Source organism: Streptomyces antioxidans, from assembly GCF_000968685.2.
Classification (GTDB): domain Bacteria; phylum Actinomycetota; class Actinomycetes; order Streptomycetales; family Streptomycetaceae; genus Streptomyces; species Streptomyces antioxidans.
In genome coordinates this window covers 20,017-36,270 of record NZ_LAKD02000058.1, presented here as the reverse complement: position 1 = coordinate 36,270, position 16,254 = coordinate 20,017, and the positions used below count along the sequence as shown (strand labels likewise).

Below are 16,254 nucleotides of genomic sequence, written 5' to 3'. Positions count from 1 at the left end.
GGGCCATTCCGCAGCTCGTGTCTCGGGGCCCGTCACCCGTCTTCGTCGCCGTGGTCGTGGTCGTGGTCGTGGTCGTGGTCGTGGTCGTGGTCGTGGTCGTGGTCGTGGTCGTGGTCGTAGGGCGGAATGGTCCATCGCATCACCATGGTTCCCGTCTCGTCGGCTCCGAGCGTGACCGCGTAGACCTGGTCGGCCTCCCGCTCGCCGTTGTGCCTGATCGAGTGGTCACCCTGGTCCCATTCGATGCCGAGCACCTGGCAACCGCCGACGTCGATCGCACCGACGTGGAGCGGGTGGTGCCATCCGGCCCGCTGGAAGCGGTGGAAATCGGTGTGCTCGTCGACCGAGACGATGAGGCCCCTGCCGTGGAGGCGGTCGCGCCAGGCGGTGAGTTCGGCCGCGCGTGCGGCCGCCTCAGCCACCGGGAGGTCCAACCAACCGTGTGGCCCGTCGACGCCGTGCCGAGCGATCCGCTCACCACCGAACCGCGCATGTGCGTCGTCCGCGTACAGGCCCCAGTAGAAGACATCGGCGAGCCCGTCCACCGACTCGGCGCCCAATCCCGTCCACGCGTCCAGCCCCGCGGCATCGCCGACAACCATGCCGCACCGGTCGACGGGCAGGTCCCCGAGCCGGACCGGCACCCGCCGGTCCGCGGTCTCGGGCCACGGGAGAGCGAGACCGATCTCCAGGGTCGCGATCGTCGGTTCCCCGTCGAACGGAGACGGCGAGGTGCTCGCCCGCACCGTCAAAGGCCGGTCATCGGCCGCCGGAACGGCCACCGCCTCGCAGAAACCCTCACGGAGATGACCCCCTCCCGTCGCCGCGGCCGCCCTGGCGCGCTCGGACAGGGGCTGGCCCAATTCCCGCCACTCGTCGATCCACCCGGCCATGCCGAGGACCAGCACACCCGACGGCGCATTGACTTTCCCCAGGTCGACGAAGTTCTCAGACATGCGTCGATTGTGCCTTCGCAGTACGACAACCGCCGCACTCTCAACGCGACGCAGGATCCGTTCGTCGCGAACGGCGTCGCGCGTCGCTCAACCTTCACGGTGACAGGACACGGGTCCGAGGGCGGCCGGGGCATCGGTGCTCACGCACAATCACTCGTCTTCACCTGTAAGGGTGATCGCCGACTGAGCCGTCCCCGCCACCGCGATACTGCTGGCATGGACCCGCATCTGCTCCGCACGTTCATCTCCGTGGCCCGCTGCGGATCCTTCTCCGATGCCGCCCATGAGCTGGGCTTCACCCCCGCGGCCGTCTCCGAGCACATCGCGTCCCTCGAAGCGGATCTGCGGACGCCGCTGCTGACCCGGCGGCCGGTCATGCTCACCAGCGCGGGTGCCCGGCTGCTGGAACACGCCGGTCCGCTGCTGCTCCGTCTGGACGCGGCGCGGGCCGACGTCGAGCGGCTTTCGGCGGCGGGGGCCGCACGGCTGGTCGTGGGGGCCTCGCCGCTGGCGATGACGCCGAGAATCGCCACGGCGCTGGACCGGGTGCGGAGGGCGCATCCGGCGGCCAAGGCTAACTTGCGGATCCTCGGGCGCCGGGAGATCCCGGCCGCGGTGGCGTCCGGGACCCTGGACCTGGGGCTGGTCGACGGCCCTGCCACCGCCGCCGACGCGCTGCCGCTGCCGGAGGTGGGCCCGCTCACCGCGGTCACGGTCGCGGAGGCCCCGCTGGTGGTGGCCCTGCCCACCGGCCACCCGCTGGCCCGCCGCCTCGGCCTGCGGCTGGCCGACCTCGCCGATGCCCGGTGGCTGGACGCCCCGGACGCCGCCATGCCGCTCGAGCAGCTGCGCGCGGTCAGCCGGACCGACGGCTTCCGCGCCTCGGTGACGTACGAGGGCACCGATGTACGCGGCCTCCTGGCCCTCACCGCCGCGGGCCACGGCCTGGTCCTCCTCCCCCACCCCGCCGCCAAGGGCACCCCCGGCATCGTCACGGCCCCCCTGATCGCCCCCCGCCTGGTCCACCGCACCGAACTCCTCCACGGCCCCGCGGTCGACGGCCCGGCCCGGACGCTGGCGGCGGTGGTCACGGGGGACCGTCACCGGTATGGGTGACTACTGGGCACATTTGCCCCTGCCCGTGGAGGATTGCGATAGACCTTGCGCAGTCGTCATGCCGCAGCTACGTCGCCAGGTGGAGGACCGATGAGCGCGCAACCCCATTCGGAAACGGCCTCGTATGCGGCCGACGACCCCGAAACCGCATTGAAGTACGCGATCCAGCACATCCGGGGGGATGACCGGGTGCAGATCGTGGAGGGGGTCATCGAACGGTTGTCACCGACATGGGACCACGAGAACGCCGCCGACGTGATCCGTGAACAGATCGGGCCGGTCATGCGCAAGCTCGACTGCAGGGCCGGGTCAGGAAATCTGGACTTGCCGGGCAGCAGCAATTGGTACGTACCGGATCTGGCCGTTGTGCCACGCGAGCTCGCCAAAGGCGCTGGAGCCCTGCTCCCCGACCAGACCCTCCTGATCGTCGAGGTGACCTCCGACTCGAACGGAGACACCGACCGGGTGGTCAAGCGGCGCCGGTACGCGGAGTACGGCGCGCCGCTGTACCTCCTGGTCGACCGGCAGCAGCGCGCCTGCACGCTCTATTCAGTGCCCGGCAGCCTCGGCTACACCAAGGTGGACGGCCCCCATCCCTTTGGCGCCGCGCTCCCGCTCCCGGAGCCGTTCGGCCTGGAGCTGGACACCGCCGAGTTCTGAGGGGGCTCAGCCGCCCGCGAGGCGGGTTCTGACCAGGGTCAGGACCTCCTCGTCTGAGAGGCCCAGGGCGCGGGCCTGGTCCACCAGGCCCTGGACGCCCTCCAGGAGCCGGGCGCGGGCCGTGGGCTGGTCGCCGGTGACGACCGCACCGCGGCCGCGGCGGAGTTCGATCAGGCCCTCCTCGCGGAGCCGTTGGTAGCCGCGCAGGACCGTATGGACGTTGACGCCGAGGGATTCGCCGAGCGCGCGGGCGGCGGGGAGGCGTTCGCCGGGACGTACGGCGCCGTCGGCGATCGCGCCGCGCACGGAGGCGGCGATCTGGTCGGCCAGCGGGACCGCCGAGCCGGGGTCGACGCGGAAGAGCATCTCAGCCGCGCTCCCCCGTCGCGCGGCGGTCGCGCTCGATCAGGGTGTTGAGCAGCGCGGCGGCGGTCGCGGCGTCGTCCACCGTCACCGCGAACTCCCGGCCCGTGGCGAGCGTCAGGAACAGCGCGTCGCCGGAGCGGAACACCAGCGCGCTGCCCCCGCCGCGGATCCGGTAGCCCCAGCCGCCGAGGCTCAGCGCCGTGGCCTCGCGGCTGGTGGCCCGCTCGATCCGGTCCAGCGGCATCCGCACCCGGGGCCGCGGGGCGCACCACGAGGCGACGGCGAGGCCCCGGCGGTCGACGGTCACCCGGCAGCGGGCCAGCACCGCGGAGACCAGCCCGATGACGATCAGCCACGCCCCCGTCCCCGCCCCCACGGCCGTCAGCACGGCGCCCAGCAGCGCGGTCCCCGCCCCCACGGCGAGCAGCACGGGCGATCCGACGGTCCGCGTCCAGGTGGCCACTTCGCCCTTGGCCAGCGGCAGCCGGGGTGCGGCGGCCCGCTCCCCGGGTTCGGCCGCGGACGCCGTGTCCCGGCTCGCGATCAGCCAGCCCAGCGCGCCCATGACGGCCGCGACGGCGAAGGTGATGCCCAGCTGCCACAGAGGCAGGGAGGCACGGGAGGCACGGACGGCGCCGGCGCCCGCATCGGCGTTGGCGAAGAGCAGAGCGGCGAAGGCGTAGCCCAGCAGCCCGGACATGCTGTAGCCGAGGGCGACCGCGAACCGCTGGGCACCGAGGCCCTTGGCCGAGCGGAGGATCGGCACGAGGGTGAGGACGCCGGAGCCGAGGAGAAAGGCGGTCATTACCGGGAGGAACGCACCCGTACCGGTGAATCCGTCGGCCTTGCCGTCCGCGCCGAAGTGCGTGGCGAGCGTATCCGGCAGCCGGTCGCGGAGCCCGACGAAAGTCGCCAGGACCACGGCCCACGCCAGCACAGAGGGCAGAACGGCAACGAGCACACGCCACCGGGCAGAGCGCATGGGGACCCCTTCTCCTCACCATTTGTTTGCATACTAATAGAACAATACCGAGTGGAGAGCCGTCACTCCACCCATCTCCCCCGTCGCGCGGGCATCTCATATGTGAGATAGCCTCTTCTCCATGACTGACGACTACCTCTCACGCATCGGCAAGCTCATCCGTGACGCCCGTCAACACCGGGGCTGGACCCAGTCCCAGCTCGCGGAGGCACTCGGCACAAGCCAGAGCGCGGTCAACCGCATTGAGCGGGGAAACCAGAACATCAGTCTTGAGATGATCGCCAGGATCGGCGAGGCGCTGGACAGCGAGATCGTCTCCCTCGGCTACGCGGGCCCGATGCACCTCCGGGTGGTCGGCGGCCGTCGGCTGTCCGGGGCCATCGACGTCAAGACGAGCAAGAACGCGTGCGTGGCGCTGCTGTGCGCCACGCTGCTCAACGCGGGCCGTACGACGCTGCGGAGGGTCGCCAGGATCGAGGAGGTCTACCGCATCCTCGAGGTCCTGGGCAGCATCGGCGTCCGCACCCGCTGGATCAACGACGGTGCCGATCTGGAGATCGTGCCGCCCGCCGAGCTGGACCTCGAGGCGATGGACACCGAGGCCGCGCGCCGGACGCGCAGCGTCATCATGTTCCTCGGCCCGCTGCTGCACCGGATGGACCGCTTCCGGATCCCCTACGCGGGCGGCTGCGACCTCGGCACCCGCACCGTGCAGCCGCATATGACCGCCCTGCGCCCCTTCGGCCTCGAAGTGACCGCCACCGACGGGATGTACCACTCCCACGTCGACCGCTCGGTCGCCCCCACCCGAGCCATCGTGCTGACCGAACGCGGCGACACCGTCACCGAGAACGCGCTGCTGGCGGCCGCCCGGCACGACGGCGTCACGGTGATCCGCAACGCCTCGTCCAACTACATGGTCCAGGATCTCTGCTTCTTCCTGGAGGAGTTGGGCGTCAAGGTCGAGGGCGTGGGCACCACGACGCTGACCGTCCACGGCGTGGCCCGCATCGACCGCGATGTCGACTACTCCCCCTCCGAGGACCCGGTCGAGGCGATGAGCCTGCTGGCCGCCGCCGTCATCACCGAGTCGGAGCTGACGATCCGCCGGGTGCCGGTGGAGTTCCTGGAGATCGAGCTGGCCGTCCTGGAGGAGATGGGGCTGGACCACGAGCGCGGCTTGGAGTACGCGGCGGACAACGGCCGCACCCGGCTGGTCGACCTCACCGTCCGCCCGTCCAAGCTGCAGGCCCCCATCGACAAGATCCACCCGATGCCGTTCCCGGGCATCAACATCGACAACGTGCCCTTCTTCGCGGCGATCGCCGCCGCCGCCCAGGGCTCGACGCTGATCCACGACTGGGTCTACGACAACCGCGCGATCTACCTCACCGAGCTCAACCGCCTCGGCGCCCACGTCAAACTCCTCGACCCGCACCGCGTCCTGGTCGAGGGCCCCACCCGCTGGCGCTCCGCCGAGATGATGTGCCCGCCCGCCCTGCGCCCCGCCGTGGTGGTCCTGTTGGCGATGATGGCCGCGCCGGGCACCTCGGTACTGCGCAACGTGTACGTCATCAACCGCGGTTACGAGGACCTCGCGGAGCGGCTGAACTCGATCGGCGCCCAGATCGAGACCTTCCGCGACATCTGAGAGCCCCTGTCGGGGCAGACCTCCGCACCCCACCGGGGCCCGCGCGTAGGCGGGTTCGGTGGGGTGCGGCATGGCGTCGTCGCGGTCCGCGGCGCGAGCGGGGGCTGTTTAAATAAATTAGGAATAATTCTTGACAGGGTTTCGGCCACGGGCCACAGTCTTCGCCGTGACGCCGCCGACGCCCGTCCGAGGGCCGCCGCGTCATGTCTCCTTTCCGCTTCCCACCCCTCGGGAGAGGCACGTGACGTCATCCCAGCCCGCACGGAGACCCCACCACCGCACCCTCACCCGCGGCGCCGTCGCGACCGCGATCGCCGTGGTCCTGGCGACGGCCGCGCCCGCGGTCCCCACGGCCACGGCCGCGCCCGCCATGGGCCAGAAGGCACCCGCCGTAGGTCAGAAGGCACCCGCCATGGGCCAGAAGGCGCCCACCGTGGACCAAGGCGCGCCCGACTACTACGACAGCGGGCTCGCCCCGACGCCCTACATGGGCTGGAACACGTACTACGGACTGGGCGCGCCCACCGAGAAGGAGGTGCGCGCGGTCGCCGACCGGATCGTCAGCAGCGGGCTGCGCGACAGCGGTTATGACATCGTGTGGCTGGACGGCGGCTGGCAGGCCGACGACCCGCGTGATGCGCGGGGGCGGCTGGTGGCCCACCCGGACCGCTTCCCCTCCGGCATCCCGGCCCTCGTCTCGTATCTGCACCAGCGCGGTCTGCGGGCCGGCATCTACACCGACGCGGGCACCTACGACGGCGGCAAGAGCTGTGGGCTCGGCAGCCGTGGCCACTACACCGAGGACGCGCGGCAGTTCGCGGACTGGAAGATCGACGCGATCAAGGTCGACTTCCTGTGCGGCATCGGTGAGAAGCTCGATCCCGGCCCGGCCTTCGAGGAGTTCGGCGACGCGGTCGCGAAGTCCGGGCGCCGGATGCTGCTGAACCTGTGCAATCCGCTGACCGACGACTGGGGCCTGCCGCACACGCCCGAGCAGGACGCCCACAACTCCTACGCCTTCGCCCCGACGATCGCGGACTCCTGGCGCACCGGGACCGATATCGCCTGGGGCACCCCGAGCCCCGGCCAGTGGCCCAACGTACTGCGCAACATGGACGCCAACGCCTGGCACCCCGAGGCGCAGGGGCCCGGTCACTACAACGACCCCGACTACCTCATCCCCATGCGCCGCATGGCCGACGGCTCGCTGGAGCTGACGGAGGAGGAGTCCACCACCCAGCTGGTGATGTGGGCCGAGATGGGCTCCCCGCTCGTCCTCGGCTCCGACCCCCGCACCCTCTCCGACGCGATGCTCAGGACGCTGCGCAACCCGGAGATCATCGCCGTTGACCAGGACCCGCTGGCCGTCCAGGGCGTGCGGGTGGCCACCGACTCCGTCGGCGACGTCTACAGCAAGGTCCTCTCGGGCCACGGGCGGCGCGCCGTCGTCCTGCTCAACCGCTCGGACCGGCCCGCCGAGCGCACGGTGGCCTTCTCCGATGTGGCGCTGGGCGGCCCGGTCGCGGTGCGCGACCTGCGGGCGCGTGCCGACCGCGGGACGCACACCGGGTCGTACACCGTCGAGGTGCCCGCGCACGGCACCGCGTTCCTCACGCTCACCGGCGCGGACGCGCTCCCCGGTGCGGACCTGGGCGAGCGGGCCTCGGCGAGTCCGGCCGTCGTACGCCAAGGCGACGCGCTGACCACCTTCTTCCGCGGACCGGGCGGCACCCTCGTCCAGCACAGCGAGGGCGGCGACGGCAGGCCGCGGACGCGAGACCTCGGCGGCCCGGCGCACGGGAGGATCCTCGGCCAGCCCGCCGCCCACGCCTCGGCGGGCGGGCGGATCGACGTCTTCGTGCGGGGCGCCGACTCCCGGGCGTACCGGCGGGTGTTCGCGCACGGGCGCTGGGGCGGCTGGCAGGACCTCGGCGGGAGGCTGACCGACGCGCCCTCGGTGGCGTTCACCGACGGGTCGCACTGGACGCTGACCGCGCGCGGCGCGGACGGACGGATCAGCCAGCGGGGGCCGTCGGCCGGCTGGTCGTCGCTGGGCGCGCCGGGCGACCGGCCGACGTACGGCAGGCCGTCGGCCGTCGTGGACGCGCGGGGCCGGATCCATGTGGCCGTCCGGACCTCGGCGGACGAGGTGTGGACGCGGTCGCGCGACGCCTCCGGGCAGTGGTCGGAGTGGAGTTCGCTCGGCGGGTCGGTGAGCGGCAGCCCGACGCTGGTCGCCGTGGGCGACGCGGTGGTGCTGTACGCGCGGGCCGCCGACTACACGCTCTGGCAGCGGCGGTACGAGAACGGCGACTGGGAGGGGTGGAGCAAGCGGCCGGAGTTCCCCGGCGCCGCGTTCGACGGCGCGCTCGGGGCGGTCGCGGGTCCGGACGGCGTGGTCGACGTCGTGTACCGCGGGGTCGACGGATCCGTACACCGAACCCAACTCAAATAAATTAGGAATTAATATTGACGTGGTGCGTGCGCCACGCGACCCTGGATCCGCCGCGAGCGCGTCCCGGCCCCGTCAGCGGGGCCGGGCCCGTCGAGTGGATCCACAAGGAGCACTTCATGACGTACCCACACCCCAGCCGACGGCTGTTCCTCGCCGGCCTCGGCGCCGCCGGGAGCACCGCGCTGCTCAGCGGCTGTGTCACTTCCGCCTCCTCCGGCAAGAGCTCCTCCGGGGGCGGAGCGGTGACCTTCCAGTCCAACCTGTCCGCGCCGCAGGCGAAGGCGGCGATGGAGGACCTGGTCGCCGCCTACGCCAAGGAGGGCTCCGGGCGCGCCACCCTCAACACCGTGGCCGCCGAGACCTTCCGCACCCAGCTGCCCACCTATCTGACCTCCGCCAACCCGCCCGATGTGTACACCTGGTACCCGGGCTCGGTGGCGGACGCGTACGCGCGCAAGAACCTGCTGCTCGACCTCGGCGAGGTGTGGTCCTCCTCGCCCGACCTCAAGCACTACTCCAAGGCGCTGACCGCCCAGTGCACCTCGACCGCCGGTAAGAAGGTCTTCGTGCCCAGCACCTACTACTGGTGGGGCGTGTTCTACCGGAAGTCCAACTTCGCCAAGTGGGGCGTCGAGGAGCCCAAGAGCTGGGACGACTTCCTCGACCTGTGCGACAAGCTCAAGGCCAGGGGCGTGACGCCGATCGGCCTCGGCGCGGGCAGCAACACCCCCTGGGTGGCCTCCGCCTGGTTCGACTACCTCAACATCCGGATCAACGGCGCCGACTACCACCGCCAGCTCCTCGCCGGAAAGCGGCGCTTCGACGACCCCGAGGTGCGCAAGGTCTTCGACCGCTGGCAGGAGGCGCTGCCCTACTTCGACCCCGACGGCACCGCCCTCGCCTTCCAGGACGCCACGACCGCGCTGCTCGCCGGGCGGACCGGCATGATGCTCATCGGCACCTTCTTCGCCGACGCCGCGCCCAAGGGCGCACTCGACGACATCGACTTCTTCCGCTTCCCGGTCATCGACCCCAAGGTCCCGCTCGCCGAGGAAGCGCCCACGGACGGCTACTTCGCCAGCGCCCGCACCGGACGCCGCGAGGGGGTCTTCGAGCTGCTGCGCTACCTCGCCACCGCCGAGGCCCAGGAGATCTACATCAAGGGCTCCTCGGGCACCGTCCTGCCCTGCCACCCCGACGCCAAGGACGCCGGGACCGCGCTGGTGAAGAAGGGCCGCAAGCATGTCGAGGAGGCCGCCGAGATAACGCAGTTCTTCAACCGCGACTCGAGCGACGCCCTCCAGCCCACCGCGGACACCGCGCTGACCAAGTTCCTCGCCAAGCCGAAGAGCGTCGGTTCGATCCTCACCGACTGGCAGCGCGACGCCGAGAAGATCTGGAAGGCGTGACGTGGCCGTCCTCACCGCGCCCGAGCGCACCTCCCCGGCCGCGCCCCGGCCCCGCGGCAGGCGGGCCCGTGGGGCCCGGCGCACCCCGCCGCTGGTGCTCGCCTTCCTGCTCGTCCCGCTGCTCGCCGAGTCGCTGTGGGTGTTCTGGCCCGCGCTCCAGGGCTTCTACCTCGCCCTGAACAAGTGGGACGGGGTCTCGGCACCCGAGTTCGTCGGCCTGGGCAACTTCGCCGAGATGGCCCACGACGAGGTCTTCCGCACCGCGGCCGTCGACACCGTGCTGTGGCTGGTGCTCTTCGGCGGCCTGTCCGCGCTGCTCGGCCTCGGCGCCGCGCTGCTCCTCCAGCAGGAGCGCCGGGGCGTCGGCTTCTACCGCGCCGCCCTCTTCCTGCCCGTGGTGTTCTCCCTGGTGGCCACCGCCCTCGTCTGGCAGGCCATCTACCAGCCCGACGGCGTCCTCAACCGGATCCTGGAGTCGGTCGGCCTGGAAAGCCTGCGCCATGCCTGGCTCGCCGACCAGGACACCGCCCTCTACGCGGTCATCGTGCCCGCTCTGTGGCGCCAGGTCGGCTATGTGATGGTGCTGTACCTGGCCGGGCTCAAGGGCATCGACCCGGTCCTGTACGAGGCGGCCAAGGTGGACGGCGCCGGACGGTGGCAGCGCTTCCGGCATGTGACGCTGCCCCAGCTGCGCAGCGTCAACGCCGTCGTCCTTTCGGTGATCATCATCGACTCGCTGCGCTCCTTCGACGTCGTGTGGTCCCTGACCCGGGGCGGCCCCTACCACTCGTCAGAACTGCTGAGCACCTATATGTACTCCACCGCCTTCCAGTCCCTGCGCCTGGGATACGGCTCCGCCCTGGCCGTCGTGATCTTCGTGCTGGCCTTCGGCGTCATCGCCTCCTACCTCGTCCGCGCCTTCCGGGAGGCCGACTGATGACGGCACTTCGCAGCTCCGCGGCCCTGCGCCGGCGCCGCGCGGCCACCGCCGGCTTCCACCTCGGGGCCGGGGCGCTCTCCGTACTGTGGCTGCTGCCCATCGCCCTGGTCGTGGTGACGAGCCTGCGCTCCTTCGACGACATCTCCGCCCACGGACTGGGCAGCTGGCCCCGCTCCTTCACCCTCGGCAACTTCCAGCAGGCGTGGAGCGACGGCGGCCAGCAGCGCGCCCTGATCAACAGCCTGATCGTGACCGTGCCGTGCGTCCTGGTGACCCTGGCGCTGGCCGCCATGGCCGCGTTCGCCCTCAGCCGCTACGAGGTGCCCTTCCGCCGCTCCCTGCTGCTGCTGATGCTCGGCGGCAATCTGCTGCCGCCGCAGATCCTGCTGATCCCGGTGTCCAAGATGAGCGAGCTGATGGGCGTGTACGACACCCTGCCCGCCCTGATCGGTGTGCAGATCGGCTTCGGCGTCGGCTTCTACGTCTTCGTCCTGTACGGCTTCATGCGGGCCATCCCGGCCGAGATCCAGCAGGCCGCCGTCGTGGACGGCGCCGGTCCCTGGCAGATCTTCTGGCGGATCATCCTGCCGCTCAGCCGCCCGGCCCTCGCCGCGCTCAGCGCCCTGTCCTTCACCTGGATCTTCAACGATCTGCTGTGGGCCATCACGGTGCTGCGCAGCGACACCAAGATGCCCATCACCGCCGCCCTCATCGGGCTCCAGGGTCAGTTCGTGTCGATGTGGAACGTGATCGCCGCCGGGTCCGTCATCGCCGCGGCACCCACCGTGGCCGTCTTCCTCCGGTTCCAGCGCCACTTCGTGGCCGGTCTCAACCTGGGAGCGGTGAAGTGACGACAAACGACCGGTCCCGGCCCCGGAGCGGTGAAGTGACGCCGCACCAGCGCTGGACGCTGCACACCGACCACACCAGTTACACGGTGCGGCTGTCCCCGGACGGCCCCTGGGCCGAACTCGAGGCCTGGGGCCCGCTGGGCGTCGAGACCGGCCCGTCCGCGCTGGACTGGTCGCACCGCACCCACTTCATCACCCCAGCCGACGCGGCACCCGCGGAGTATCTGCCGTACGGGCTGCGGCCGTTCACCGGCGCCGAGCTGGTGGCCGCGCGCCCCGGCGGGGAGCGCGGCGCGTGGTGGGCCTTCGAGGGGGCCGCGCGGGAGGCGGAGAGCCTGCGGCTCGCCTTCACCGACGATGTGCTCGGTCTGCGCACGGTCCTGTGCTACGCCACCGTGCCGGGCACCGACGTCATCCACCGCTGGACCGAGCTCAGCTGCACGGGCGACGAGGAGCTGTGGCTCGAGCGCTTCGACTCGGCGGCCGTGAACGTCCCCGTCACCGCCGGGGCCCGGCTGACGTATCTGGCGGGCCAGTGGTCCCAGGAGTTCCAGCGCACCCAACTCACCCTGTCCAGGGGCACGTTCACCATGGGCAGCCACCAGGGCGTGCCCGGACACGCCTACGCGCCCTGGCTCGCGGTCCAGGACGCCGCGGACCCGGAGGACGCCCCCGCCTACGGCCTGGCCCTGGAGTGGCCCGGCAACTGGCACCTCACCGCGGAGGCCGAACCCGGTGGCGCCGTACGGATGCGCGCGGGCCGCGTACCGCACGAGGGCCAGGTGCGGCTGGCGCCCGGCGACACCCTCATCACACCACGGCTCGCCTGCGCCTTCAGCGCCGAGGGCCTTGACGGGCTGTCCCGCGTCTGGCACCGCTACGAACGCCGGCTGACCGGTGAGCGGCTGCACCGCCCCCGCAAGGTCCTCTACAACTCCTGGGAGGCCACCACCTTCGACGTCGGCGCGGCGGACCAGCTGGAGCTGGCGAAGGCGGCGGCGGACATCGGGGCCGAGCTGTTCGTCGTGGACGACGGATGGTTCACCGGCCGCGCCGACGACACCGGCGGCCTTGGCGACTGGTACCCCGACCCGGCGGCGTTCCCGGACGGCTTCGGCCGGTTCGTCGCGGACGTACGCGCCCTGGGCCTCGACTTCGGCCTGTGGATCGAGCCGGAGGCGGTCAGCCCCGGCAGCGCGCTGTACGCCGAACACCCGGACTGGGTGTACCGGATCGACGGCCGTCCGGCCCGGCTGGTGCGCCACCAGCTCCTGCTCGACCTGGGCCGGACCGACGTCCAGGACTTCGTCATCGCCACCCTGGACCGGCTGCTGACCGGCCATGACATCAGCTACCTCAAGTGGGACATGAACCGGCCGCCGACCGAGCGCGGCCGGCCCGGCGCCGGTCCCGCCGACCGCCTCGACCTCGACGCCCAGCACGTGGCGGGCTATCTGCGCGTCCTGGACCAGCTGCGCGCCGCCCACCCGCGGGTCACCGTCGAGGGGTGCGCGGGCGGCGGCGCACGTATCGACCACGCGACGATCGCCCGCACCGATGTCGTCTGGCCCAGCGACAACACCGCGCCGCTGGACCGGCTGGCCGTCCAGTACGGCTTCCTGCACGCCCACGCCCCGCATGTGATGAGCTCCTGGGTCACCGACGCCCCCGGCGTCTTCGACCCCCGTCCGCGCAGCCTCGCCTTCCGCTTCGTCACCGCCATGTGCGGAGTGCTGGGCATCGGCGCCGACCTACGCCGCTGGGACGCCGGGCAGCGCGCCGAGGCCGCCCGCTGGATCGCCCGCTACAAGGAGGTGCGCGATGTCATCCACCTCGGCGAGGCCCGGCTCCTTGGCGGTCCGGCGGACGCCACCTGCGGGGTGCAGTACGACGGACCCGACGGACGCACCGTCGTCGCCGCGCTCGGCACCGGCCGCCTGGACGGGGCCCCGCTCGTCCCGGGGCGTCCGGCCCGGCTCCGGCTGCGCGGCCTCGACCCGGGCGCCCGCTACCGGGACGCCGCGTCCGAGACCAGCTACAGCGGCGCCCATCTGCTGCACTACGGGCTGCCGTTCGCCTGGAGCGCCGACCATGATGCGGAACTGGTGGTGCTGATGCGGCAGTAGAGGCTGCCGACGGCACATCCCCCGACGTCCAGCGAAGGAGCCCGACCCCCGATGGAACAGCCCCGCCGCCGCGGTGACCGCTTCACCGACCGCACCGCCGTGGTCACCGGAGCCGCCTCCGGCATCGGCGCCGCCACCGCGGAACGCCTCGCCCAGGAGGGCGCCGCCGTCGTGCTCGCCGACATCGCCGAGGAGCGCGGCACTGCGGTCGCCGAGCGGATCGGCGGGGACGGCGGCCGAGCCCGCTTCGTGACCGCCGACGTCTCCACGGAGGAGGGCTGGCGGCGGATCGCCGCCGCCGCCCGCAGCTTCGGCCCCGTCGACGTGCTGGTCAGCAACGCCTACACGGTCGATGTCACCCCCGCCCACGAGACGTCCCTGGATTCCTGGCAGCGGCAGCTCGCCGTCAACCTCACCGGTGCCTTCCTCGGCTTCCGGGCCGTCCTCGACGATCTGCGCGCCCGCCGCGGAGCCGTCGTCCTGACCTCGTCCGTCCATGCCCACAAGGGCATCCCCGGCCACCCCGCCTACGCGGCCTCCAAGGGGGCGCTGCTGTCGCTGTGCGGGCAGCTCGCCGTCGAGTACGGGCCCGAGGTGCGGGTCAACGCGGTGCTGCCCGGCCCGATCCTGACGGCGGCCTGGGACCGGGTGTCCCCCGAGGACCGTGCGCGCAGCGTCGCAGAAACCGCGGCCGGGCGGTTCGGCACCCCCGAGGAGGTGGCCGCGGCCATCGCCTTCCTCGGCTCCCACGAGTCCTCGTACATCACCGGTGCGAGTCTTCTCGTGGACGGCGGCTGGAGCGTCGTCAAGTCCTCCGCATGACCACCGCGATCAGCTCGCACCAGAAAGGCAGTACGACATGACGCCCTACGCCCGCCGCGGCGTGCACGGCCAGACCGTGGAGGCCCTGGCCCGCCGCGTCCTGAGCGGCGAACTCCCCGAGGGATCCACCCTGGACCTGGTCGCCCTGCAGAGCGAACTGGATGTCAGCCTCACCGCCCTGCGCGAGTCGCTGAAGGTCCTGGCCGCCAAGGGGATGGTCGACGCCCGGCAGAAGCGCGGCACCTTCGTGCGGAGCCGTTCGGACTGGAACCTGCTCGACGCCGACGTCCTGCGCTGGCAGTTCGAGAGCGACCGCACCGCCGACGCCGACAGCGCGCTGCTGCGCAACCTCGCCGAGGTGCGCGGCATCATCGAGCCCGCGGCCGTACGGCTGGCCGCCGAGCGGCGCACCGAGGACGACCTCGCCGCGCTGGACACCGCCGTGGACGCGATGGGGCAGGACGGCTCCGACGCCGCCCACGCCGTCGAGGCCGACCTCGCCTTCCACCGCGCGCTGCTCGCCGCCACCCACAACGAACTCCTCGAACGCATGGAGATGGTGATCGAGTCGGGCCTCGCCTACCGCGATCGCATCGTGCACAGCTCCCCGCACAGCCAGGATCCCGTACCCGCCCACCGCGCCGTCCTGGACGCCGTGCGCGACCGGGACCCGCGGGCCGCCGAGGCCGCCATGCGGGCCCTGCTCGACCAGGCCGGTCGCGACCTGGACCGGATCGGCGGCTCGGACACCAACACGGAAGGGCCCACCGGTCAGTGAAGATCACTCGTATCGAGACCTTTCTCGTACCGCCGCGCTGGCTGTTCTGCCGCGTCGAGACCGACGACGGCGTGGTCGGCTGGGGCGAGCCCGTGGTCGAGGGGCGCGCCGAGGTGGTGCGCACGGCCGTCGACGTCCTCGCCGCCCAGCTGATCGGCCAGGATCCGCTGCGCATCCAGGACCACTGGCAGGTGCTCACCAAGGGCGGCTTCTACCGCGGCGGACCCGTCCTGTCCAGCGCCGTCGCCGGTCTCGACCAGGCCCTGTGGGACATCGCGGGCAAGACCTACGGCGCCCCCGTGCACGCCCTGCTGGGCGGCCCCGTGCGCGACCGCGTCCGGGTGTACGCCTGGGTCGGCGGCGACGAGCCCGCGGAGCTGTCCGAGCAGATAGCCGCGCAGGTCGAGGCGGGCTTCACGGCGGTGAAGATGAACGGCGCCGGGGCCACATCGCCGATGCCCACCGCGGCCGAGACCACCGCGGTCGTGGACCGCGTGGCCGCCGCCCGCGAGGCGCTGGGCCCGGACCGCGATGTGGCTGTCGACTTCCACGGCCGCTTCAGCGCCGCCGCGGCCCGCCGTGTCCTGCCCGAACTGGCCGCCCTCCACCCGCTGTTCGTGGAGGAGCCCGTGGTCCCCGAGCACGGCCACCTGCTCCCCGGCCTGGTCGCCGCGAGCCCGGTGCCCCTGGCCACCGGTGAACGGCTCTACGGCCGTACGGAGTTCCTGCCGGTCCTCGCCGCGGGCATCGCCGTCGCGCAGCCCGATCTGTCCCACGCGGGCGGCATCTCCGAGGTCCACCGCATCGCCTCGCTCGCCGAGACCTACGGCGCCCAGCTCGCCCCGCACTGCCCGCTCGGCCCCATCGCGCTGGCGGCCAGCCTCCAGGTGGCGTTCGCGACGCCGAACTTCCTGATCCAGGAGCAGAGCCGCGGCATCCACTACAACAGGGACGCCGACCTGCTGTCGTACCTCGTCGACCCCGAGCCGTTCCGCTTCGTGGCCGGTCATGCGTCCCGCGGCGACGCGCCGGGCCTCGGCGTCACGATTGACGAGGCGGCCGTGCGCGCGGCCGACCGCACCGGGCACGCTTGGCGCAACCCGGTCTGGCGGCACCCCGACGGCTCGTTCGCGGAGTGGTGA

14 protein-coding genes are annotated in these 16,254 nt (G+C 72.2%); 11 read left to right on the top strand and 3 right to left on the bottom strand.

Features of this window, described 5'->3' with window-relative positions; genetic code table 11:
• Positions 1-32: 32 nt before the first annotated feature.
• The gene (locus VT50_RS40020; protein ID WP_075200255.1) at positions 33-956 is read right to left on the bottom strand and encodes a hypothetical protein; all 924 of its coding nucleotides are present in this window, start codon (positions 954-956) and stop codon (positions 33-35) included.
• Between the two features lie 216 nt (positions 957-1,172).
• Here VT50_RS40020 and VT50_RS23275 point away from each other — a divergent pair, with 216 nt between their 5' ends.
• Together VT50_RS23275 and VT50_RS23270 are read left to right on the top strand one after the other, a co-directional pair.
• Positions 1,173-2,072 carry a LysR family transcriptional regulator gene (locus VT50_RS23275; RefSeq protein ID WP_046084416.1) on the top strand — a complete coding sequence of 300 codons (900 nt, stop codon included), beginning with the start codon at positions 1,173-1,175 and terminating at the stop codon, positions 2,070-2,072.
• A gap of 90 nt (positions 2,073-2,162) precedes the next feature.
• On the top strand, positions 2,163-2,732 hold the full coding sequence (locus VT50_RS23270) for a Uma2 family endonuclease (protein ID WP_046084415.1): 570 nt from the start codon (positions 2,163-2,165) through the stop codon (positions 2,730-2,732).
• A gap of 6 nt (positions 2,733-2,738) precedes the next feature.
• Here the strand turns inward: VT50_RS23270 and VT50_RS23265 are convergent, their stop codons facing one another.
• Together VT50_RS23265 and VT50_RS23260 are read right to left on the bottom strand one after the other, a co-directional pair.
• Entirely contained in the window at positions 2,739-3,098 is a 360-nt protein-coding gene (locus VT50_RS23265; protein WP_046084414.1) for a GntR family transcriptional regulator, read from the bottom strand.
• Position 3,099: 1 nt separating this feature from the next.
• Positions 3,100-4,080, bottom strand: a complete 981-nt coding sequence (locus VT50_RS23260) for a DUF1648 domain-containing protein (protein ID WP_046084413.1) — start codon at positions 4,078-4,080, stop codon at positions 3,100-3,102.
• 121 nt (positions 4,081-4,201) lie between these two features.
• Between VT50_RS23260 and VT50_RS23255 the strand changes: the two genes are divergently transcribed.
• The 9 genes from VT50_RS23255 to dgoD all read left to right on the top strand — a co-directional run bounded on the left by VT50_RS23255 (position 4,202) and on the right by dgoD (position 16,254).
• The gene (locus VT50_RS23255; protein WP_046084412.1) at positions 4,202-5,731 is read left to right on the top strand and encodes a helix-turn-helix domain-containing protein; all 1,530 of its coding nucleotides are present in this window, start codon (positions 4,202-4,204) and stop codon (positions 5,729-5,731) included.
• Between the two features lie 241 nt (positions 5,732-5,972).
• Positions 5,973-8,186, top strand: a complete 2,214-nt coding sequence (locus tag VT50_RS23250; RefSeq protein WP_046084411.1) for a DUF8189 domain-containing protein — start codon at positions 5,973-5,975, stop codon at positions 8,184-8,186.
• 116 nt (positions 8,187-8,302) lie between these two features.
• The gene (locus VT50_RS23245) at positions 8,303-9,595 is read left to right on the top strand and encodes an ABC transporter substrate-binding protein (RefSeq protein WP_046084431.1); all 1,293 of its coding nucleotides are present in this window, start codon (positions 8,303-8,305) and stop codon (positions 9,593-9,595) included.
• Between the two features lies 1 nt (position 9,596).
• The gene (locus tag VT50_RS23240) at positions 9,597-10,532 is read left to right on the top strand and encodes a carbohydrate ABC transporter permease (RefSeq protein ID WP_046084410.1); all 936 of its coding nucleotides are present in this window, start codon (positions 9,597-9,599) and stop codon (positions 10,530-10,532) included.
• Complete coding sequence (locus tag VT50_RS23235; RefSeq protein ID WP_046084409.1) at positions 10,532-11,386, top strand: carbohydrate ABC transporter permease; 855 nt, start codon at positions 10,532-10,534, stop codon at positions 11,384-11,386. Before VT50_RS23240 ends, VT50_RS23235 begins: the two co-directional genes overlap by 1 nt.
• Before the next feature lie 35 nt (positions 11,387-11,421).
• Positions 11,422-13,512, top strand: a complete 2,091-nt coding sequence (locus tag VT50_RS23230; RefSeq protein ID WP_046084408.1) for an alpha-galactosidase — start codon at positions 11,422-11,424, stop codon at positions 13,510-13,512.
• A 51-nt stretch (positions 13,513-13,563) separates the two neighbouring features.
• Positions 13,564-14,334: an SDR family NAD(P)-dependent oxidoreductase gene (locus tag VT50_RS23225; RefSeq protein WP_046084407.1), complete on the top strand. Its 771-nt coding sequence runs from the start codon at positions 13,564-13,566 to the stop codon at positions 14,332-14,334.
• 37 nt (positions 14,335-14,371) lie between these two features.
• Positions 14,372-15,112: a FadR/GntR family transcriptional regulator gene (locus VT50_RS23220; protein ID WP_046084406.1), complete on the top strand. Its 741-nt coding sequence runs from the start codon at positions 14,372-14,374 to the stop codon at positions 15,110-15,112.
• Entirely contained in the window at positions 15,109-16,254 is a 1,146-nt protein-coding gene (gene dgoD, locus VT50_RS23215) for a galactonate dehydratase (protein ID WP_046084405.1), read from the top strand. Before VT50_RS23220 ends, dgoD begins: the two co-directional genes overlap by 4 nt.

Coding starts and splice junctions, on each gene's coding strand:
- VT50_RS23270 (WP_046084415.1), top strand. CDS start 2,163: ATGAGCGCGCAACCCCATTCGGAAACGGCCTCGTATGCGGCCGACGAC.
- VT50_RS23255 (WP_046084412.1), top strand. CDS start 4,202: ATGACTGACGACTACCTCTCACGCATCGGCAAGCTCATCCGTGACGCC.
- VT50_RS23260 (WP_046084413.1), bottom strand. CDS start 4,080: ATGCGCTCTGCCCGGTGGCGTGTGCTCGTTGCCGTTCTGCCCTCTGTG.
- VT50_RS40020 (WP_075200255.1), bottom strand. CDS start 956: ATGTCTGAGAACTTCGTCGACCTGGGGAAAGTCAATGCGCCGTCGGGT.
- VT50_RS23265 (WP_046084414.1), bottom strand. CDS start 3,098: ATGCTCTTCCGCGTCGACCCCGGCTCGGCGGTCCCGCTGGCCGACCAG.
- VT50_RS23245 (WP_046084431.1), top strand. CDS start 8,303: ATGACGTACCCACACCCCAGCCGACGGCTGTTCCTCGCCGGCCTCGGC.
- VT50_RS23225 (WP_046084407.1), top strand. CDS start 13,564: ATGGAACAGCCCCGCCGCCGCGGTGACCGCTTCACCGACCGCACCGCC.
- VT50_RS23275 (WP_046084416.1), top strand. CDS start 1,173: ATGGACCCGCATCTGCTCCGCACGTTCATCTCCGTGGCCCGCTGCGGA.
- VT50_RS23220 (WP_046084406.1), top strand. CDS start 14,372: ATGACGCCCTACGCCCGCCGCGGCGTGCACGGCCAGACCGTGGAGGCC.
- VT50_RS23235 (WP_046084409.1), top strand. CDS start 10,532: ATGACGGCACTTCGCAGCTCCGCGGCCCTGCGCCGGCGCCGCGCGGCC.